Genomic DNA, 19,999 nt, shown 5'->3' on the forward strand with positions numbered 1-19,999 from the left:
CGTCACTCGTTAATGGCCGTAACTCTTCTTAATATAAAAATAGCCTGTGTAGACAATGGAACGATATGCGTAACACGCATTTTCATTTTCTCGGCGGGAATACGCCATTCAGAAGCTTCAAAATTAAATTCAGTCCATTCGGCTTTACGCAATTCACCTGGACGAACAAAAACCAATGGCGCTAAACGCAATGCGCATTTTGTTACAAAATATCCTTGGTAATCACTGATGGCGCGTAAAAGTTCGCCTATTGCCTGTGGTTTGATAATCGATGCGTGATGTCTTTATGTCTTTTCTTGGCAGGTGGCAGTGCGGCACGCAAGCCAAGCAAAACATCTCGCTCTGCTCGGCCTGTGGCAATAGCATAGCGAAATACTTGTCCACAGTTTTGATGTGCTCTATGTGCAGTTTCTATTGCACCTCGGCTTTCAACCCGACGTAACGTATTCAGTAATTCTACTGTGGTAATTTCTATGATAGGACGTCGACCAAGCCGAGCGAAAATATCTTTTTCTAAACGTCGGATAATCCGTTCACCATGACTCGGCGTCCATTTAGAAGAATGTTTGATATACCATTCTCGCGCTATGGATTCAAAGCTATTTTCGGCGGTTAGTTTTGCCGCCCGTTTAGACGCCTGTTTAGTAAGTACTGGGTCTATCTTCTCAATAAGTAATTTTCTAGCTTTATTCCGAGAGTCTCGGGCATAAGCCAAACTAATTTCAGGGTAGAGAGCAATTGATAACAGCTTTTCTTTACCTGCAAAACGATATTTAAACCGCCAAGACTTAGAACCATTTGGCTTAACAAATAAAAATAATCCTTTTTCATCAGCAAGCTTATAAGCTCTTTCCTTAGGCTTCGCACTGCGTATTGTTACATTTTTAAGTGACATTTTGGGGTATCTTATTATGGGATATATAAATCCCCCCATTTATATCCCCACTTACGCTTAGATATTGGGGGTATTTCTTAAACTTTACTGGAAGAACTATAAATAAAAACCCCCTTGTAAATAATGGGTTTTAGACAATTTGGGAAGTTTTCGGATTAGAAATTGGTGGAGGCGGTGGGAATTGAACCCACGTCCGCCAATCCGCTGCCCTTGGTACTACATGTTTAGTCCAATCTTCAAATTTAATCACTTGACCTCCGATTGACAGGAAGCCCAGCAACGAGTTTACTAAAATTTAGTAGTTTTTGCCGTAAACAAACTCAACCACGAGCTTGTCATATATGACCAATCCCCTCCCATACAAGCCTGGAAAGTTCATGGCGCCTGCCGTGGTTTAGACGGCGCAAGCGTTGCGTTTTACCGATTATTAGGCGGCAATTGCAACGTTTTCAGCGTGGATATAGTCGTCGTTTGCAACTATAAGTTTGCAACATGATTAACGAGGCCAAGTTGCGTCCTCGACATGCACCTTGGGATTTGTAACCGACGTCGAAGCCGATCGCCCCCAAAGCCTTATTATACCCTATTTTGTCTCCCTACTGTTAAGTGATTTCTACCGTGCGTAGCGCTCTAGACGCATTTTCTCACGTTGCCAGTCCTTTTCTTTGAGGCTTGATCGTTTGTCATGCTCTTTTTTACCCTTGGCTAAACCGACCTCTAACTTGACACGATTGGCCTTCCAATAAAGCTTGAGGGCAACCAGCGTATAACCTTGTCGGGCAATACTTCCAGCGAAGCGATGGATTTCTCGTGCCTTAAGCAGCAGTTTACGGGTTCGAGTGGGGTCCGGTCGACTGTGCGCGGTGGATGCAGTCGGCAAAGGGGTAATATGGCAACCTAACAGCCATGCCTCCCCGTTTCTTAAAACGACATAACTTTCACTAAGTTGCGCACGACCTTCGCGTAGACTTTTCACTTCCCAACCCTGTAAAACTAAGCCCGCTTCAAAACTCTGTTCAATAAAATAATCGTGTCGTGCGCGCCGGTTTAAGGCAATGGTTGACTCCTGCGATGATTTCTTCGAATTCATACGATATACTCTCGCCTATTTACACTTTTGTTGTCAGACTCACTAAACTAGCAAATCTTAGGAAGTGGGTCTATGAAGTAACTATGCCAACGATTCAAGAAACCCTAGAAGTGCCCTACAATGTGGCAGAGATGTACGAGCTCGTCAATCGTATTGAAGCGTATGCCGAATTTCTTCCTTGGTGTACCGAAAGCCGTGTGGTCTGTCGCGAAGAAGATCGCGTCGAGGCCTGTTTAACGCTCCGTGGCGGAGGCCTTTCCAAATCCTTTACCACCTCGAATCGTTTACAAAAAGATAAAATGATTATGATTAGCCTCGTCAATGGTCCTTTTCGGCATTTGGAGGGTTTTTGGTCCTTTTCACCGACCCATAAAGGTTGTCGGGTACGTTTAAATTTAGACTTTGAATTTACCAGTCATTTACTTGCCTTCGCTTTTTCGCCTATTTTTGAGCAAATTGCGCAGTCTTTGGTCCGTGCATTTTCAGAGCGCGCCCAACAAGTTTATGGCAAACGCTTAAAATCGGCAGAATGAGTATGCAAGTTGAAGTCGTCTTTGCACAATCCAACCAAGCTTGGGTGATTCCCGTTACGGTACCGTACCCTTGCTCAATTGAAACCGTCATTCAAAGTTCCGGAATATTACAACACTGTCCAGAAATTGATTTATCGCGTAATAAAGTTGGTATTTTTGGAAAAATTCGACCATTAAATTACCCGGTTCAACCTAAGGATCGTATCGAGATCTATCGTCCACTTCGTCTGGACCCCAAACATAATCGCGCATTACGTGCCAAAAAACAGCAAAAAAATCGCTCGCCGACGTAATTGCGCACCCTCCCCCCACGCAACCACACTTGTATCGCAAGACCAAACTCGTTCCGTACCCGACTTTATTCAGGATACCCGCTTAGAGATTACTTAGACAAAACCTTGTTTTTTTATTCGCGCCAGGCGCCCATTTTCAAAAATTAAGGTGGCCGATTGTATTTTAGCGGTTCCATGACTAGGCTGTACAAAATAGACGTAGTCGCGGCGATTCGCCTGAAAAACGGGTCGTAACACGCAATCACCTAAAAGATAACGCACTTGTTCTTTCGTCATACCGACCCGTAAGCGGTCTATGGTAGACTGCTTGATGATATTCCCTTGTTGAATATCCGGTCGATAAACCAGCGCGCAAGCGGTTAAGGATAAAAATAAAAAGAAACTGGTGAGTAATTTTTTCATAAAAATAAAGATTACATAAATATTGGGTTTTGTTCCAGGCGTAAAAACGCTATCCTTCAAGCAGCAGTTAAAGAGAGGCCAGTTTAGCGATAAAACAATGAAAAACCAATCATCAGATGGAAAAGTGAAAAAATCGTTTCTAAGCAAACGACAACTGAGTGAAGTCGGTCTGAAAATTACCGGGCCTCGCACCAAGATTTTGCAAGTACTTAACCAAGCCAACACCCACCATTTAAGTGCAGAAGATATTTATAAAACCCTGTTAGACTCCGGTGAAGACATCGGACTGGCGACGGTGTATCGCGTACTGACTCAATTTGAAACGGCCGGTTTAGTTCAGCGCCAGAATTTTGAGGAAGGGTATTCCGTATTCGAACTCAACCAAGGAAGCCACCATGACCACTTAGTCTGTACAAAATGTGGCAAAGTCGATGAATTTATAGATAACATTATTGAACAACGACAACAAAGTGTTGCAGAAAAAGCGGGTTATCATATAACCGATCATAACCTAATTATTTATGGCGTATGCAAACCTTGCCATCAAAAAGACTCAGTACTTGATTGACAGAACAAAACTTAACTCACTTCTAACACTTTTAACGTATTGGTCGATCACGTTTTTTTAGAAGGCCGCGCTGCTTGAGTTCTGTTAACGCTAAATCACAAATCGGATTAATCGGATTGAGATCATCAATATTAAAATAAAGCGGGTAAACGCCCCGATAAAGCGCTAAACGGCGTGTGGTACGAATACTGTGTGCTAAGGCATAAATAGAGATACCAGAGCGAATACGCGACATCCAAAGCGGTGTTGCCCCAGAAACAATCGCCCGTACGTCAAAGTGATTCGCGGTGTACATCGCAGCCATCGCAATCGCTTCATCTGCTCGTTCAAATTGACATTCCACGCGATGCTTAGACACGCGTGTTTTCGCCTGTTTTTCAGCCCCTAAACAAATTCGGGTCATGGCCTCTACCACTTTTGCCGGGTGATCTCCTGTCGCCGTTTCAGCGGAAAGCATAACCGCATCGGTCCCATCGAGCACGGCATTCGCCACATCAAAGACTTCGGCACGCGTTGGAATCGCATTATGAATCATCGATTCCATCATTTGTGTCGCGGTAATAACTACTTTATCTAAAGAGCGGGCACGTTGAATAATTTGCTTTTGCACAGCAGGCAACTCCGCATCACCAATTTCAACACCTAAGTCGCCACGCGCTACCATTACCGCATCGGCCGCTTGAATGATTTCATCCAGTAGCGGGATCGCATCACTGCGCTCTATCTTGGCAATTAAACCCGCATGACTATTGGCTTTTTTTAATAAGTAGCGAGCTTTTTGCATATCCGAGGCATTACGGGGAAAAGAAATAGCAATATAATCGGCTTGCAGCGCAACGGCCACTTTTAAATCTTTTTTATCTTTTGCTGTCATTTTATCTTTTGCTGTCAATGCTTCTGCCGACAAGCCACCATTTTTGCGGTTAATTCCTTTATTATTTGATAAGGTGCCTCCGACTTCCACTTGGCATATAATTTTGTTTTTTTGAACTTTATTGACTTTTAAAACTAAACGACCGTCATCTAAAAGCAGGGTATCACCACGCCGTACATCTTTGGGTAAATTCTTGTAATCAATCCCAACAACACTCTCATCTCCCGCTTCTTTGGGTAAATCCGCATCGAGGATAAATTGTGCGCCTTCTTTTAAAAACACACTTCCTGATTTAAACCGAGCAATTCGAATTTTAGGTCCTTGCAAATCAGCCATAATTGCAATTTCTCGACCCACGGCTTTTGCACACTCACGCACTTGCTTGGCCCGCTGAATATGATCTTCGGCTTTACCATGTGAAAAATTTAAGCGTGCTACATCATCATCTTGACTAACACCCCGTCTTTATCGGTAGAAGGACCGAGTGTTGCCACAATTTTTGTTCGTTTAAATGTTTTCATCATCGGTTCTCAATTTGTCCTGGTAGTGAATATCAAAATGGGTGATACGACTCTAAGAATTTTTTATACATTTTTGCAAAGCTTGCAATCCCGGTAACGGTTTTCCTTCTACAAACTCTAAAAACGCGCCGCCGCCTGTCGAGATATAAGAAAGTTTATCACGGATACCATATTTTTCGATGGCGGCTAACGTATCACCACCACCCGCTATCGAAAACGCCTGACTAGTGGCAATCGTTTGACTGAGCACACGTGTTCCCATTTCAAAATTAGGTAATTCAAACACACCGACTGGACCATTCCAAAGTATTGTCGCCGCAGCTTTGATTAAACGCTGATAGCGTTGATTCGTCACAGGACCGGTATCTAATAGTTTATCGTCTTCGTCCATTTCAGTAATTTTTTTAATTTGCCCGATAGCCTTTGCCGATACTTCTTTCGCCATGACTCCATCTTCGGGCAAAGCAACCGTCACTTGTTTTTCCTCCGCTAAAGCAAGCAGTTGTTGTGCGGTGGGAATTAACTCTTTTTCAACTAACGACGTCCCTAAGGAAAAACCTTGCGCAGCGAGAAAAGTATTGGCGATACCCCCGCCGAGAATCAAGACATTCGACTTTTCGATCAAAGATCCCAGCAAAGGCAGTTTGGGGATCTTGTAACGCACGAGACAGTGCTTGTAATTCGGCATTTAGAAGTAATCCAGCACAACACTGCTTTGAAAAGTTGGCCACACCGACGGTAGAAGCTTCACAACGGTGCGCCGTTGCAAAGGCATCCATCACAAAAATATCACCGAGTTGAGCGATTTTTTTAGCGAGCAAAGGATCGTTTTCTTTTTCACCACGCTCAAAACGAACATTTTCACAAAGAACGATATCTCCAGGAGTCAAAGGAAATCCGTCAATCCAATGCTCAACAAAACGGACCGGTTGTCCTAACAATTGCTGCAAACGCTCAGCGACGGGCGCTAAAGAAAGTGCGGGGGTTAGTTTACCCTCTTCTGGACGACCCAAATGTGACAAAATCACCACGGCAGCACCGTGTTGCCAAGCGTAACGCAAAGTAGGCAGTGCCGCCCGAATCCGGGCATCATTCATGATGCGTCCTTGCTCAAGCGGGACATTTAAATCTTCACGAATTAACACCCGCTTCTGGTGTAAATCTAAATCGGTTAGCCGTAAAAAAGGAGCCATAAGCAAGAAAAATTAAATAAACGAACTTTAGTCTAACGTAAAAGCTAAGTCGAAGGTACCCTATGGACAAATCCTGACCGCCTTAAATTAAATTTTTTTATTTATTGATTAAAATCTATCACTACTAATTTTTGTCGACTCGAGACCGAGCGCTTTTTTGAATGCAAGTTCGTAGATAACATCATAATTAACATAAGGACCTTGTTCTGAATGAGCGGTTTGCAGCGCTTGGTTGACCGGCATAATTTCTTCATACAGCGGCTCGTTATTTATAGCGCCGCCACCTGGTCTGACATAAGTATTATGGAGAGCTTGCTCAGTTCGAATTTCTTGCCAAATTTCCTCTTGTATTGGTCTCGGGAAAGGCGCGCGCAGCAACGCATTGATTTCCTCTACTTGCAAAAACTCATCATTATAGATACGACACTTACTACGATTCAGTTCGCCTCTGAGCTCGGCTAATTGCTGTTGACGATTCGGATAGGCCGAATCCCACTCATAATTGGAAAATGACCTAAAAGAAGGGTCGGTCGAATCGGATAAGTGTGGCAGAGTATAACTTCCGCGGCGCTGAGAATTCCGTTTTTTTAATTGCGAAGAAAAACTTGGCATGATGACATTCCTTGTCTGAAATCTTCTGAATTTATTCTATAAAACTCTTAGAAAAAAGAATACAATTGTCCATATTATGTTTTTTTATCAGGCAAATGACTTGATTTGCTGTAAATAAAGCCAGCATCCTCAAATTAAATGAAAACATTAAACTTCGTGTCCTCATCACCCGCCCGGCTCATCAAGCGACCGATCTCTGCAAGCACATTGCACAGCATGGTGGAATACCGATTCGCTTCCCGACCGTTGAGATTAAAATAATCGATCCCGGAAATATAATTGAAAAAATAAAAACGGCCGATTTTATTATTTTTCTAAGTCCAAATGGTGTAACCACCGCGTTACCTTTTTGTACAGAGCTCCTCAACCAAGCACGTGCTCGTTTTAAACTGCTTGCCGTGGGACCCAGCACCGCACAAGCCCTTGCTGACCATCATTTCACAGTTGATCATCTTCCAAGGACAGAATTTAATAGTGAAGGACTCAGCGCATTACCTATTTTACAAGCCATTGAAAAAAAAAATGGATTAATATTCCAAGGAGAAAAAGGACGCTCACATCTTGCTGAAGTGCTCACCCAGCGGGGCGCCCACATTGAACGGATCACGACCTATCAACGTATTTGTCCATCTGTTTTAGATTCATCGCTTCCTCTAGTTGATCAAGTAGATATCCTCTTAGGCACGAGCACGACCGGAATAGAAAATCTTGTCACGCTCCTCTATCCTTACTGGAAATCGGCTTTATTTGAAAAACCACTCGTTGTGGTCAGTCCACGGGTAGCGCAGTTTTCTCAACAGATCGGCTTTGTAAAAAAACCACTGATAGCGGATAATGCAAGTGATCAAGCCATTTTGCATTGTTTGTTTTCCTATACGGAGAAATCACTATGGAACCTGAGTCCCAACAAGAAATAATCTCAATTCAAGAGAAGCCAACGCATCGCCCTCACCGGTTTTTTATGGTTGTTCGGTTTGGGACTATTGAGTGGCGTGATTTATTTCGGTTGGCAGATTCAACACACGTTACGTGCACAACAAACGAGTTTAATGCAACTTGAAGCTAAAAATCTTCAATTACAAACCGCACAGCAACATTTAAAACAAACATTTTCCCAAACTCAGCAACGTCTTGAGGAACAACTTTTTGCAAAACAAGAGAGTGTCCGTGTTCATTTAATTAAACCGCTTCTCTATTTAAGTTACTACAGCCTGTTTTATTTAAAAGATAATCCAAGTGCTATCACCGCACTTTAGCAAATCAGCAATTAAAAGAGATCGCAACCCATGGCACCGAAGTCGAAAGCTTAAGGCGTTTACTGGCGGAAACACTCGCCCAACTGCAAGCAACGCCTTCATTTGATCTCACATCCACTCTAGCACAGCTTAATACTCTGCAAACTCAAATCCTGGCGCTTCCGTTAAGAACACCACATCCTGAAATAAAAAATACAGCGCTGAATATTAGCCCTGAAAAAAGCAGTGAAATGCCTTCTTCTGCGACCTGGATTGAGAATTTACGTCATAGTTTACAAAGCTTTAAACAACTGGTCGTCATTCGTCATTTGGATCAACCGCTGGAACCATTATTACCCGAAGAGCAAACACAGCAAACACGGTTACTGCAACATCATCTTCAACTGTATTTACAACAAACACAGTGGGCGCTGTTACACGCTAATGGCGCTGTTTATCGTGTGAGCTTAACGACTCTCCAAAACTTGATTCAACGCTATTTTGATACAAACGCGCAAATCACCCAAAATACGCTCAATATCCTTGAAAAATTAACCAAAGTAACGATATCGCTACCTAAATTGGATTTTGATCCAATCTTATCGGCGATCGAGACTTTGGAAAACCACTTGCAAGCGGATCCAAACTCGGCTCAACCGGAATCGACACAATGAAAAAATTTTTATTTTTTCTCATTATCCTCGCTGCCGCTTTCTGGATAGGGATTGCTGCTGTATCCGACCCAGGCTATGTCCTGATTACTCGCCAAACACTCGCCATTGAAATCCCCCTTTGGCTGGTCCTTATTGGCTTGATACTCAGTTTTATTCTGATCTATTTTTTAGTTCGTGCGATGATCGTACTTTTTTCGCTTCCTAAACGATATCGCCTCTGGCAAGCACATCGGCAATTAAAAAAACAAGAAACGACAGCGATTCAAAATTTATTTTCACTGTTTTCACCGTCCGATTTACACGCAAGTGTTCCACTCGAATCCCTCGCCCCTTTTGAGAAAAAAAATTGGATTGCAAAACCACAACGCTACGCTTTAGAACGGCAACATTATCAAGAAACCTTACAACATGCGCTCGCAAATGGCATTGAACCATTTAACCAACAATGGAACCTATTGCCCACACGTTTAAAAAAAGAAACGGCTTTTCTTTATTACACCGTTCAAGCATTGATTCAACAAAATGAAAATGAACAAGCGGAGAAGCTTGCACGCACCCTCTTAAAAAAAGAATGGTTTCCCCCATTAGTTCAACTCTATGGTCAAATTGAAAGTATTCGTCCACATCATCAATTAGTCGCAGCAGAAAAATGGTTAAAGAAACATCCACATGACTCGACTCTTTTAATCAGCCTCGGCCGTATTTGTCAACGTTTACAACTTTGGGGTAAAGCACGAGATTATCTAGAAACTAGCTTAATCTATTCCCCTGAAACCGCAGAAAGTTATCAAGCGCTCGGTGAGTTATTCGAAACCTTAGGCCAACCTCTTGAGGCATTGAACTATTTTAAAAAAGCATTATCTGCGAAAAATACGCTCGGTTCGCCTGTAACCAAACAAACCGCTACTTATTTATTACACACAAAAGATCATTTATAGACAATAACCATTATTATGATAAAAAATAAAAAACGATAGAACGTTTTTGTATAGTAAGCAGACATCTTGGTTTTTTAATAAATCGTTTATTTTTTAGCTTTTTAATAAGGTATTTTCCTATATCCTAGACAAGCTCACCACTTTTTATAGCTTACGATAGAAAATAACCTTGATCATTTATTCCTGAGCAAGATAGAATATTAGAGGCATAAAATAATAATACAAGGGATTGGAGATGCAAAGAAAAAGTGACCAGTGGAATCCCACTATCTACCATCAGTGTTCACAAATGCAGTTTGCCGTAGCGAAACAATTCATCAATCAATCATTGTTTTCAGGTACAGAACAAGCGCTTGATATCGGTTGTGGGGACGGAAAAACTTCCTTGTATTTAGCTAAAAAAGTGGCGCAAGGTCGCTTGCTGGCGATTGACCGTTCAGCAAAGATGATTGAATTTTCCAAAAAACACTATCAACATAAAAATTTATCTTACCAACTTATGGACGCTCAATACTTAAGTCTTATCGATTGTTTTGACGTCATCACAAGTTTCTTCTGTTTACCGTGGATTCAAAACAAACAAGACACGTTTCATAATATGGCTCGTTGTTTACGGCCGAAAGGGAAAATTTTATTGATCACCACTTTTTTTTCTGAACAACAAAAAGCATTAATTTACCAAATTATAAAAAAACCCTATTGGCGACCTTATTTTCGTAATCACCCTGACCCATTCGATCGGCTCAATGATCTCAATTACGCTTACTATGCTTTTTGTTCTGGAATCCAACTGACTTCGTCAGTTAAAGAAGCCATCCAGTATACATTTCCCGACCCAGAAACCTTAAAAAAATTTTTTACGCTGCTTATTCCACATACTCATTATCTAGAAGAAACAGCCAAACAACAGGCGTTCGTTGAAGATATTTATAAAAGCTACCAACAAATTTGTACGTGTAATGGTAATACGATCGATTTTAAAATAATTAAAATGATTGGTTATAAAGACCATTAATTTTCTATAAGTTATTTACAGTGTTGCTAAATCATAAAGCCGATTTTTTAAAATCGTGTAAACAGGCCAGCCTTGTAATCGTCTTCCGGCAAAGGGCGACCAATGACATTTTGTTTTGAGATTTTTTTCTTCTACCGTACGACATGCTGTTAAGTCAACCAGCACCGCATCCTGATTCGGTACTAAACGAAAAATAGATTCTGCCCGTTTACAAGTCAGATTGACAATATTTTCTAAAGACAATAAATTTTGATGGGCCGCATTGAGTAATAAAGCCAATGTAGTTTCAATCCCGGGTACTCCCGAAGGACATTGTCCATAGGGTTGTGCTTTTTCTTCGGGGGTATGTGGGGCATGATCCGAGCCAATGGTATCAATCACTCCTTCTTTGATAGCTTGAAATAAGGCTTGTTGATGTTTTATCGCGCGTAACGGGGGATTCATCAGCGCTTTTCCTTGTAAGGTTTCATAATCGGTTAGCGTCAAAAAAAGATGATGTGGTGTCGTTTCTGCAAAAACAGGCAATCCTTCCGCTTTTGCCTGAGCGATCAGTTCAATCTCTTGCTGTGTACTGACATGTAAAATATAAAGACGCGTTCGATATTTTCGTACTAATTGAATGGCTTTTTTTACAGCTAACATCGCAGCCGTTTCATCACGACAAGCAGAATGTACCGCATAAGGTTGCGGCAACGGATACTTCTGCGCATTTTGTTGTAACCGCTGCTCATCTTCAGCATGCACCGCAACCAATAAATCCTGTTCTGCAGCGATTTTAAAAATCGCTGCTAAGCTCTCATCGTCATCAATCACCAAGCCACCCGTACTACAACCCATAAAAGACTTTAATGCCCACTACTTGGTTCTGAACACGCGCAATTTCCGTAAACTGTTGTTTGTCTGCACCAAAGAATAATTGATAACGTAAAGGAATACCCACGGTTTGCAACTGTTGATCGATAAGTGCTTTTTTTTCAGCTAAGGCTTGTGCTGTAACCGTAGGAGGAAGGGTATTGGGCATATCAAATACCGTGGTATATCCACCTTTAATGCTGGCTTGTGCCGCCGTCGTCCAATCTTCCTTATATTCAAGACCTGGGGTTCTAAAATGAACATGCGGATCGATTAAACCGGGCAGTTTGAGCAAATGACCAACGTCTAAAGAGAACGATTGCTCACTCAGAATTTCCCAATCTTCAGCTGGACCTGTTATTGTTCGCACATTATTCAGTTTTATCATAAATAATTTTTAACCAATTGATCGCGCTCAAAACGTCTTTCACAATAGACACAAGACAGCATCACCGTTTTTAATGCACTTTCTACTTGAAACGCAGTTTGACCTTCACCATGACTAATGCAATTGTTATTTGGACAAATAAAAATACCATGAATTCGCTTAGGCAACTGACAGCGAACTTTTTTACTAATCTTAAAATTTTCAATGTAGTTAAGCGTCGCTTCTGGCGCAAAAATACTGACCTGATGAAATTCTTCTTCAGTGAGGAGACGATTTTCAATTTTAATTAAATCTTTGAGCGTCAAACGTTGACTCGCCAAATTCAAACCTAGCGTAATACGTTGTTGATCACTGACCACGTGTAACAAGCGCATAATTTTTAGCGCTTGTCCGGCAGGAATATGGTCGAGAACCATTCCCTGGTTAATCGCTAAAACCAGTCGTTGTTGAATCATAAATACCTCAAGAAAGTAAAGTCGCACCAATTTCTGGTTTAAGAAGGAGGGTAAGCAATGCCTGACGCACATATAATGCGTTTTCTACCTGCTGAAAATAAGCAGCATAAGGCGTGCTATCAATCGCCTTATCGAGTTCACCGGCACGTGGCAAAGGATGCAGGATTTTTTAAATGAGGCGGCGCGGCTTCGAGCTGTCTTGCTTGCAAAATAAACTGTTTTTCCAACAGCTCTTGTTCATTATTATGAAAACGTTCTTGCTGCAACCGTGTCATATACAATATATCGATTTTTGGGAATCACTTCAGCGAGATCACGGTGATAAGAAAAACGAATCCCTTGATGTTTGAGTTCATCACTGAGATCCTCGGGCAAAGTTAATAAAGAGGGGGCAATAAAATAAAATCGACAATTAAACCGAGCACACGCTTGGATCAGTGAATGTACAGTACGTCCGTACTTTAAATCCCCGACAATGGCTATCGCCCGTTCAGTTAAGCGTGATTGTGTTTCTTCGATCGTCAACAAATCTGCTAACGCTTGGGTGGGATGTTGATTCGCGCCGTCGCCAGCATTAATCACAGGATGCTGCGCTACTTCTGCAGCGAGTCGCGCCGCGCCTTCTCGAGGATGGCGAACAATCAATAAATCCGCATACGTATCAATCGTTTTGATGGTATCACTGAACGTTTCGCCTTTGGTCATCGATAAACTTTCTGCATTAGCAAAGCCAATGACCTTGGCCTCTAAGCGCAGTGCGGCACTTTCGAACGATAAGCGCGTCCGGGTAGAAGGTTCAAAAAAACAATGGGCAATAATTTTATTCGCTAAGGAAACCTTAAGCGATTTCTTTTTAAATTGTGCCGCCAAATCGAGGATAGTCCGGATTTGAGAAAGAGAAAGATCGGCTATCGAAAGCATATCGCGCTGAAAGAGCGTTGTGGACATAACGATTTATTCACCCTAGTCGATGGAAAGAGAACTTAATACACGCCACATGGACGAGTATGAGCGTTGGCTTGACCTATTCCAATAGATAGTTGATTCGCTATCCTAAAAAAAACCAAAGTGGAATAAACACTTTATCCAGTGATAAAGCCGCGGCGCCCAATTATGCAACAATTCACTTTGCTTTTCTAGCCCGAGTATTGATAGTTCGCAATTTCAAATGTAGCCTACCGCGATAAAGAAACTCCACGACTAGAAGAAAAAACATCCCTTAGAGGCTGCTCCTTTTCATATTTATCTAGCAATTGATGAAGCACTTTATGATTGACAAGATACACCTCTCTATTTTCATCCCTGTCCGTAACTTCTTGATTCTCATAAATTTCTTCTATTGCGTGAGGAGCTATACGTAATAATTGATTAATTGCCCTCTCATCATCCTTCAACCAAGATTTAATCATCAGTGTTGAAATGTAAAATTGAAAATTTGTACAGCAATTTAAATAAGTAATCGCTGAGTCAGCAAGTAATTTTTTTTCCGCTAAGAAAGAAATTACCATTAACAAGGAATTTAGATCTTTAAAATCTATTTCTAGCATTTTTTTATGTATTACATTAAAGGCTCTAAAATTAAGCTGTCCTGCATCTTTCAAAATATAAGTAATTTGGTTAATGTAGTCTAGATAAGATTTTTTTTGCTTGGTAGATTGACCTTCCTCCTTAGATTTATCCTTCTTTTCAAGCTCTTCAAGTAAGGTAAAACATAAAGCGAGCTGTTGCCCGTTAAAGCACTTAACGCTTAAAATCTTGTCAAGTACAGATAAAAAAATTCGGCTCTTTTTATCTATTTCGTTGCTTCGATCTATCCCTGCGTTCGTAAAAGAAGATTTAATTATAATCTTAATGGCTATAAGTTCAATTTCTTTATATTTGTCATTCGGTTTAAAAAAACGAAATAACTTATGGAACCAAGGACTATAGCGAAGACTTAGATTAGGTTTTGGCATAAAAAACTCAAAAAAATTAGTGCAAGAAGTTTACAATTAGATATTACATATTGTAAATATCTAATTTAAATATTATTTATTACTTTGAAGCAGAATTACTTCTATTAAGAGTGGGTACGTTTCTAACGTGTTAACTCGTTATACTCTCCGTCAGGATGAGCACCGCCCTAAACATCGGAACCATTTTGTCCTATCTTGTGATAAGATAACGAAAATTTTTTATTTAATTAAAAATGTTTCAGTGAAATTTTTACCTTGTACTCTGTTCCACTTAATTAAGTCATAGCGCTTTCTGAACAAGATTTTACCCTTCTCAAAACGTGAGAAACACCACCTAGATACGAAATGAAATATAGTGTGACACTAATAAAAAAATTTATTTTTATGTAAAATTTATTTATAAAAATTTACTTTTTATTTTTTAAACCTGTGCTCGCTTAAGGATAGCGCTTAGGTTCAAAAAGATTTGGCGCGCAGCGGTTTTTACAGCTCACGCACTGCACTCAATGTCTACACAGATTATTGCTCAATTGAGTGGTGTTTTTTTAGTGACTTTAGCTAATATTGGCGCGAACGTAAGTTTAACCTTATTTTTGCAAACTCTTTACCCTCTCTATCCATCGCTTCGCTTGATCCAGTCACATTAATTACGGTCGCCGGTGGGCTTACATTCATCATTTCATTAGAACCGTTCGGGTTGATTTATCGGCATTTATTGCGGATAAATCAACCCGTAAAGTGCTTATCGGATCGATCAGTATCAAGAAGATCATTTTCTAAAATCGTATACATTTTCTGGCCATTTTCATAATCTGTTAGTCATTACGAAAACGTTCATTACTTTGGAAATCGCGATCGAGAAATAAATCGTTTTAATCGGGTAGTGAATCATTTTGGGCAGAGTGTCGCCGCTGCGTTGCAAAGTATTGAAAATTATTCACTCTTACAAACCTTGGTCATGGGCATCAGTTTGAGCACATTAATCATCGTATTTGGCAATGATTTATTGATTGAGAAAACACTGCCAATGGCTACGCTACCTTTTATTGGATTATATCTTTATCCATTACCGATTCTCTTTAATAAACTGCCGACGGCGATCGCCGATTTGCAAACCGCTGCAGTCAATATCGAAAAAGTCCGTGATTTTTTAAATCAAACATCTGAGATTGTCGAATTAAAATATGCTTTGCCGTTATTTGTCCCACAACACGCGGCAACCATTAAATTTAGGAATGTAAGTTTTTGCTATCAAGATACGGTCATTCTTGGTAATGTTTCTTTTGTTGTACCCGCGGAAACATTATTTGCGATTATCGGCGCGAGCGGGATCGGTAAATCAAGCTTAATTAAATTGCTGTTACGCTTTATCGAAGTCAATCAAGGCACAATTTTAATTAATATCACCAAGATATCCGCCAAGTTTCGCTCAAATCACTGCGCCACGCCTTCGCCATTGTGCCGCAAACACCGATATTGGAAAATAGTTCAGTCGAACAAAATGTAAGTTATGCTAATTTCCGCGCAACAAAACGAGAAGTACTGGCCGCGATGCATCTTGCTGGACTCGATGATCTTGATCCACAAAAACTCTGTGGGGAAGGGGGAAATAAACTTTCCGGGGGACAAAAACAGCGGGTAGCGATTGCGCGGGCGTTGATTCGCAATCAATCCTCCATCCTTTTTTATGACGAAGCCACTTCGGGATTAGATCCCGCTTTAGAGCGAGAAATACAAATTAAATTAGATGAAATCTCTATCGGACGAACCACGCTGATAATTACTGATCGTTTACATACTGTCGTCAATGCGGATCAAATTATTTATTTAGAAAACGGGCGGATTGCTGAACAAGGTAACTATCAAGAATTAATGGCGCGCCCGGCTGGGCGCTTTAAACAACAAATGCGCGCGCAATGCGCCAGTTTAGGGATTAACCTTGATCAAATACGTCCACAACCACGCGTCAAACAACCCGCTTTCGTTCCTGCTAACACCGATCAGAGAGCACTTCTTCTGCACAAAGAACCATTTATCGAAGCACCTATTTCTTGACACCGAACTCCTCAGTTGAACTCGCTGCGAATGATCCACCGTCAACAAGTTACGCCTGGCCAATCATCAATAGCGACATCGATCCGACGCAAGATACCGAGTATAGTACTGAAGATGATAAGCTCTCAAACACTTCACGCCCTACCGCTTCTTATCGCTAAATGCTAATTATGCGGGAGAGTTAACGTCTCCTTGAGTGGGACTATCGTCGTAGTACTCCGTGACCGAACGAGTTCATGCCAAGAATCCACAGAGAGCTTCTTATCCCAGAGATGAACCAAACCTTGTAAAAATACTTGTGCAATCTGTGCATTCGTCACCAAAGGAATATGATGATCAATCGCTAAACGGCGAATGAGAAATCCATCGGTTTGTTGTAACCCGGTTGTGGAGCTTGGAATGTTAATAATCACCGCTACTTCCTTGTGCGTAATCAATTCCCGAATATTTGGATGACGCGATTCACTAGTTTTATTGACAAAATAAGAAGCGACGCCGTGCTGACTTAAAAAATGATGTGTACCCGCAGTACTATAAATCCACCAGTTTTTTTCCTCTAACTGTTTTATCCACGGTAATAATTTTGCTTTACAGGGATCGGCGAGACTCAATAAAATTCTTTTTTCAGTAATTTTTTGATCGGTCGCTAACCACGCTTTATAAAACGCTTCGACTAAGTTATCGGCAATGCACGCCACTTCACCTGTCGAAGCCATTTCAACCTGTGCCACGGGATTCGCACCTTTTAAACGACTATAGGAAAATTGTGCCGCTTTTACACCGACATAATCTAATTCTAAGGTTTCATACGCGATGGCTTGATGACGATTAAGGAGCACTTCAGTCGCGATTTCAATTAAATTGTAGCCCGTCACTTTTGAAGCAAACGGAAACGAACGTGATGCACGAAGATTACATTCAATCACCTGAATATCATTATTTTTAGCAATAAATTGAATATTAAACGGGCCGGTAATCTGTAAAACGTTGACGATCTGACGCGCAATTTTCTTCGTACGACGAATCGTTTCCAAATACAATTTTTGTGGCGGTAAAACCACCGTGGCATCACCGGAGTGCACGCCAGCATTTTCAATATGCTCAGAAATTGCTTGAATGACGATACGACCCCGTTGGGCAATGCCATCGATTTCTAATTCCTTGGCTTCTTCGACAAATTTTGAAATCACCACCGGGTATTCTTGGGAAACACGCGCCGCGACTTGCAGATGTTTATCGAGCGATTGCGCATCATACACTACGTTCATAGCAGAACCGGAGAGAATATAAGAAGGACGAATCAGCACGGGGAAACCCACTTGTTGGGCAAATGCTTTCGCACTCGGTAAATCGGTAATCCGTTGCCAAGCCGGCTGATCAATCTGTAAGCGATTGAGCAGCGCAGAAAATTTTTCGCGATTCTCAGCCATATCAATGGATTGAGGATCCGTTCCCAATAACGGAACCGGCTTGTGCAAGCGGTACGGCCAGATTATTCGCGATTTGTCCACCAACAGAAACAATTAAACCTTTTGGCTGTTCAAATTCAGCGATATCACACACCCGTTCAAACGTCAGCGGCTCAAAATAAAGACGATCGGATTCGTCATAATCGGTCGAAACCGTTTCTGGATTGGAATTAATAATAATCGCCACTTCACCTAAACGACGCAGCGTACGGGCCGTATTCACTGCACACCAATCAAACTCCACAGAAGATCCAATCGCATACGGTCCAGAACCCAACACAACGATGGGTCGAGCCGCGGTTGGAACGCTATCATGCTCTGCCGCGTGATAAGTGAGATACAGATAATTCGTTTGTGCAGCAAACTCGCCCGCCAAGGTATCAATTTGTTTCACATATGGAATAATGCCATGTATTAAACGTTGTTGACGAATCGCTTGTTCGTCGGTTTGTTGTAATGCAGCGAGTCTCGTATCGGAAAAACCGCATTTTTTTGCTTGTCTGAGCAGATCAGGGGTTAATGGTTCTTGTTCTATTTTTTGTTCCAACTGCGCAATCGCTTGAATATGCGCTAAAAACCAGGGATTAATTTGCGAAAGCGCATGCGCTCGGGCCAAATCGCCCCCGTGTTTAAAAAACGTGTATAACGCAAAGAGACGTCGATCGGTGGCACAATGAATTTCTTTTTCAAAATCTGCGATCGTATCCGGGTAATCACTCAGACATGAAGCCCCAATATTGAGTATTCCTACCGCTTTTTGCAGCGCTTCCGGAAAAGAACGACCGATCGCCATCACTTCACCGACACTTTTCATTTCGGTGCCAATGGTGCGATCCGCCGCTTTGAATTTTTGGATATCCCAACGCGGTATTTTTACAACTAAGTAGTCAAGTGCCGGCTCAAAGTAAGCGCACGTCACTTGTGTCACACTATTTTTGATTTCGTGTAAACGATAACCGAGTGCTAACTTCGCAGCAATAAAGGCTAAGGGATACCCCGTCGCCTTCGAAGCTAAGGCACTGGATCGCGAAAGTCGCGCATTCATTTCAATGACACGGTAATCGCCATTCGCTGGATTCACTGCGAATTGAACATTACATTCACCGACAATCTGGAATTGCTCCGCTATCTTCAGTGCAATGCCCCGCAATAATTGATGCTGTTCGTTTGTCAAGGTTTGTGCAGGCGCGACCACAATACTTTCACCGGTATGAATGCCCATCGGATCCAAGTTTTCCATATTACAAATGGCCAAACTATTGCCTGATTGGTCACGCACAATTTCATACTCATATTCTTGCCAACCCAATAAGTATTCTTCAATTAACGCTTGTGGTACAGCCGTCAAACTCGCTTGGGCGCGCTGCTTTAACATTGCTTGATCAGTTATTTTCCCCGAACCGAGGCCACCTAACGAAAATCCAGAGCGCAGCATAATCGGATAACCGATCGTTTCCGCCGCAGTAATAGCTTGTTCTACCGTAGTCACCGCGACACTTCGTGGTGTTTTAATGGCAATTTGCTCAAGCTGCGCTTTAAATTGATCGCGATCTTCGGATTGACGAATCGAAGCAATGGTTGTCCCTAACACTTGCACACCGTGCTGTAGTAACACACCGGCTTCTTCTAACTGTAAGCCGAGATTTAAAGCAGTTTGCCCACCAAAACCCAGTAATAACGCATCGGGTTTTTCTTTTCTAATAATTTGTTCGACCGTCTCAAAATTGAGTGGCTGAAGATAAACTTCATCAGCAAGATGTTCATCCGTTTGTACCGTCGCAATATTAGGATTAATCAAAACCGTGCGAATATTCTCTTCTTTAAGCGCTTTTATCGCTTGTGAACCGGAATAATCAAATTCTCCAGCTTGTCCAATGCGTAATCCTCCAGACCCAAGAATGAGGACACAACATGGTCGATACCGTTCTGTGGTTTGTTGCATAAAGTGAGTGATCATAGTTTCGTTTGTTCGCGTCTAGCAT

Annotated in this window: 26 protein-coding genes, 1 other RNA gene and 1 pseudogene; 11 read left to right on the forward strand and 17 right to left on the reverse strand. The window is 41.6% G+C overall.

Annotation, left to right across the window (positions count from 1 at the left end; genetic code table 11):
* Nucleotides 1–2: 2 nt before the first annotated feature.
* The 4 genes from S3O_RS18660 to smpB form a co-directional block, all read right to left on the reverse strand.
* Nucleotides 3–269 (reverse strand): tyrosine-type recombinase/integrase, encoded by a 267-nt coding sequence (locus S3O_RS18660; protein ID WP_328264332.1) that lies wholly within the window; start codon nt 267–269, stop codon nt 3–5.
* Entirely contained in the window at nt 248–895 is a 648-nt protein-coding gene (locus tag S3O_RS18665) for a tyrosine-type recombinase/integrase (protein WP_010597697.1), read from the reverse strand. Before S3O_RS18665 ends, S3O_RS18660 begins: the two co-directional genes overlap by 22 nt.
* Nucleotides 896–1,058: 163 nt before the next feature.
* Nucleotides 1,059–1,462, reverse strand: a transfer-messenger RNA (tmRNA) gene (ssrA, locus tag S3O_RS16325).
* Nucleotides 1,463–1,508: 46 nt separating this feature from the next.
* Nucleotides 1,509–1,985, reverse strand: coding sequence for an SsrA-binding protein SmpB (gene smpB / locus S3O_RS0103605; RefSeq protein ID WP_010597698.1), 477 nt, complete (start codon nt 1,983–1,985; stop codon nt 1,509–1,511).
* Between the two features lie 83 nt (nt 1,986–2,068).
* Here smpB and S3O_RS0103610 point away from each other — a divergent pair, with 83 nt between their 5' ends.
* Together S3O_RS0103610 and S3O_RS0103615 are read left to right on the forward strand one after the other, a co-directional pair.
* A complete protein-coding gene (locus S3O_RS0103610; protein WP_010597699.1) occupies nt 2,069–2,518 on the forward strand; it encodes a type II toxin-antitoxin system RatA family toxin in 450 nt (149 codons plus the stop codon).
* 2 nt (nt 2,519–2,520) lie between these two features.
* Nucleotides 2,521–2,811: an RnfH family protein gene (locus S3O_RS0103615; protein ID WP_192805873.1), complete on the forward strand. Its 291-nt coding sequence runs from the start codon at nt 2,521–2,523 to the stop codon at nt 2,809–2,811.
* A 93-nt stretch (nt 2,812–2,904) separates the two neighbouring features.
* Here S3O_RS0103615 and S3O_RS0103620 read toward each other — a convergent pair whose 3' ends face one another.
* Nucleotides 2,905–3,213 (reverse strand): outer membrane protein assembly factor BamE, encoded by a 309-nt coding sequence (locus tag S3O_RS0103620; RefSeq protein WP_156792724.1) that lies wholly within the window; start codon nt 3,211–3,213, stop codon nt 2,905–2,907.
* A gap of 97 nt (nt 3,214–3,310) precedes the next feature.
* Between S3O_RS0103620 and fur the strand changes: the two genes are divergently transcribed.
* A complete protein-coding gene (gene fur / locus S3O_RS0103625; RefSeq protein WP_010597702.1) occupies nt 3,311–3,781 on the forward strand; it encodes a ferric iron uptake transcriptional regulator in 471 nt (156 codons plus the stop codon).
* 31 nt (nt 3,782–3,812) lie between these two features.
* Here fur and pyk read toward each other — a convergent pair whose 3' ends face one another.
* From pyk to S3O_RS0103640, 3 genes and pseudogenes are all read right to left on the reverse strand, one after another.
* The gene (pyk, locus tag S3O_RS13560) at nt 3,813–5,051 is read right to left on the reverse strand and encodes a pyruvate kinase (protein ID WP_202798016.1); all 1,239 of its coding nucleotides are present in this window, start codon (nt 5,049–5,051) and stop codon (nt 3,813–3,815) included.
* Nucleotides 5,052–5,228: 177 nt separating this feature from the next.
* A pseudogene (locus S3O_RS13565) lies at nt 5,229–6,369 on the reverse strand (phosphoglycerate kinase).
* 108 nt (nt 6,370–6,477) lie between these two features.
* On the reverse strand, nt 6,478–6,981 hold the full coding sequence (locus tag S3O_RS0103640; RefSeq protein WP_010597706.1) for a hypothetical protein: 504 nt from the start codon (nt 6,979–6,981) through the stop codon (nt 6,478–6,480).
* 206 nt (nt 6,982–7,187) lie between these two features.
* Here S3O_RS0103640 and S3O_RS0103645 point away from each other — a divergent pair, with 206 nt between their 5' ends.
* From S3O_RS0103645 to S3O_RS15240, 5 genes are all read left to right on the forward strand, one after another.
* A complete protein-coding gene (locus S3O_RS0103645; protein ID WP_268869437.1) occupies nt 7,188–7,898 on the forward strand; it encodes a uroporphyrinogen-III synthase in 711 nt (236 codons plus the stop codon).
* Between the two features lie 48 nt (nt 7,899–7,946).
* Complete coding sequence (locus S3O_RS0103650) at nt 7,947–8,237, forward strand: hypothetical protein (protein WP_029463629.1); 291 nt, start codon at nt 7,947–7,949, stop codon at nt 8,235–8,237.
* Nucleotides 8,238–8,257: 20 nt separating this feature from the next.
* Nucleotides 8,258–8,890, forward strand: coding sequence for a uroporphyrinogen-III C-methyltransferase (locus tag S3O_RS0103655; RefSeq protein ID WP_083827632.1), 633 nt, complete (start codon nt 8,258–8,260; stop codon nt 8,888–8,890).
* Nucleotides 8,887–9,828 (forward strand): tetratricopeptide repeat protein, encoded by a 942-nt coding sequence (locus S3O_RS0103660; protein WP_010597710.1) that lies wholly within the window; start codon nt 8,887–8,889, stop codon nt 9,826–9,828. The genes S3O_RS0103655 and S3O_RS0103660 overlap by 4 nt, the downstream gene beginning before the upstream one ends.
* 235 nt (nt 9,829–10,063) lie before the next feature.
* Nucleotides 10,064–10,843, forward strand: coding sequence for a class I SAM-dependent methyltransferase (locus S3O_RS15240; RefSeq protein ID WP_010597711.1), 780 nt, complete (start codon nt 10,064–10,066; stop codon nt 10,841–10,843).
* A 15-nt stretch (nt 10,844–10,858) separates the two neighbouring features.
* On the opposite strand, the gene S3O_RS13570 is transcribed toward S3O_RS15240, so the two are convergent.
* The 7 genes from S3O_RS13570 to S3O_RS0103685 form a co-directional block, all read right to left on the reverse strand.
* Entirely contained in the window at nt 10,859–11,680 is an 822-nt protein-coding gene (locus tag S3O_RS13570) for a dihydroorotase (protein ID WP_010597712.1), read from the reverse strand.
* Nucleotides 11,670–12,065 (reverse strand): amidohydrolase family protein, encoded by a 396-nt coding sequence (locus S3O_RS19485; RefSeq protein ID WP_202797999.1) that lies wholly within the window; start codon nt 12,063–12,065, stop codon nt 11,670–11,672. Before S3O_RS19485 ends, S3O_RS13570 begins: the two co-directional genes overlap by 11 nt.
* A gap of 14 nt (nt 12,066–12,079) precedes the next feature.
* A complete protein-coding gene (gene pyrI / locus S3O_RS0103675; RefSeq protein WP_010597714.1) occupies nt 12,080–12,538 on the reverse strand; it encodes an aspartate carbamoyltransferase regulatory subunit in 459 nt (152 codons plus the stop codon).
* Nucleotides 12,539–12,545: 7 nt separating this feature from the next.
* Nucleotides 12,546–12,692, reverse strand: a complete 147-nt coding sequence (locus S3O_RS19490) for a hypothetical protein (protein ID WP_202798000.1) — start codon at nt 12,690–12,692, stop codon at nt 12,546–12,548.
* Nucleotides 12,676–12,813 carry a hypothetical protein gene (locus S3O_RS19495; RefSeq protein WP_202798001.1) on the reverse strand — a complete coding sequence of 46 codons (138 nt, stop codon included), beginning with the start codon at nt 12,811–12,813 and terminating at the stop codon, nt 12,676–12,678. The genes S3O_RS19490 and S3O_RS19495 overlap by 17 nt, the downstream gene beginning before the upstream one ends.
* Nucleotides 12,782–13,486 carry an aspartate carbamoyltransferase gene (pyrB, locus tag S3O_RS13575; RefSeq protein WP_202798002.1) on the reverse strand — a complete coding sequence of 235 codons (705 nt, stop codon included), beginning with the start codon at nt 13,484–13,486 and terminating at the stop codon, nt 12,782–12,784. The genes S3O_RS19495 and pyrB overlap by 32 nt, the downstream gene beginning before the upstream one ends.
* A 227-nt stretch (nt 13,487–13,713) precedes the next feature.
* A complete protein-coding gene (locus S3O_RS0103685; protein WP_010597715.1) occupies nt 13,714–14,493 on the reverse strand; it encodes a hypothetical protein in 780 nt (259 codons plus the stop codon).
* Between the two features lie 883 nt (nt 14,494–15,376).
* Here S3O_RS0103685 and S3O_RS19500 point away from each other — a divergent pair.
* Genes S3O_RS19500 through S3O_RS17140 form a run of 3 tightly spaced genes read left to right on the forward strand, consistent with a single transcriptional unit; the run spans nt 15,377 to nt 16,709 of the window.
* Nucleotides 15,377–16,000 (forward strand): ATP-binding cassette domain-containing protein, encoded by a 624-nt coding sequence (locus tag S3O_RS19500; protein ID WP_010597716.1) that lies wholly within the window; start codon nt 15,377–15,379, stop codon nt 15,998–16,000.
* The gene (locus tag S3O_RS20050; RefSeq protein ID WP_328264131.1) at nt 15,952–16,548 is read left to right on the forward strand and encodes an ATP-binding cassette domain-containing protein; all 597 of its coding nucleotides are present in this window, start codon (nt 15,952–15,954) and stop codon (nt 16,546–16,548) included. The genes S3O_RS19500 and S3O_RS20050 overlap by 49 nt, the downstream gene beginning before the upstream one ends.
* Nucleotides 16,545–16,709: a hypothetical protein gene (locus tag S3O_RS17140; protein WP_156792725.1), complete on the forward strand. Its 165-nt coding sequence runs from the start codon at nt 16,545–16,547 to the stop codon at nt 16,707–16,709. Before S3O_RS20050 ends, S3O_RS17140 begins: the two co-directional genes overlap by 4 nt.
* 3 nt (nt 16,710–16,712) lie before the next feature.
* Here the strand turns inward: S3O_RS17140 and S3O_RS18000 are convergent, their stop codons facing one another.
* Nucleotides 16,713–18,026, reverse strand: a complete 1,314-nt coding sequence (locus tag S3O_RS18000) for an ATP-binding protein (RefSeq protein ID WP_202798003.1) — start codon at nt 18,024–18,026, stop codon at nt 16,713–16,715.
* Nucleotides 17,980–19,959: a carbamoyl-phosphate synthase large subunit gene (gene carB, locus S3O_RS18005; RefSeq protein WP_010597719.1), complete on the reverse strand. Its 1,980-nt coding sequence runs from the start codon at nt 19,957–19,959 to the stop codon at nt 17,980–17,982. Before carB ends, S3O_RS18000 begins: the two co-directional genes overlap by 47 nt.
* Between the last annotated feature and the right edge of the window lie 40 nt (nt 19,960–19,999).

Source organism: Rickettsiella massiliensis 20B (genome assembly GCF_000257395.1).
In the GTDB taxonomy this organism is placed as follows: domain Bacteria; phylum Pseudomonadota; class Gammaproteobacteria; order Diplorickettsiales; family Diplorickettsiaceae; genus Diplorickettsia; species Diplorickettsia massiliensis.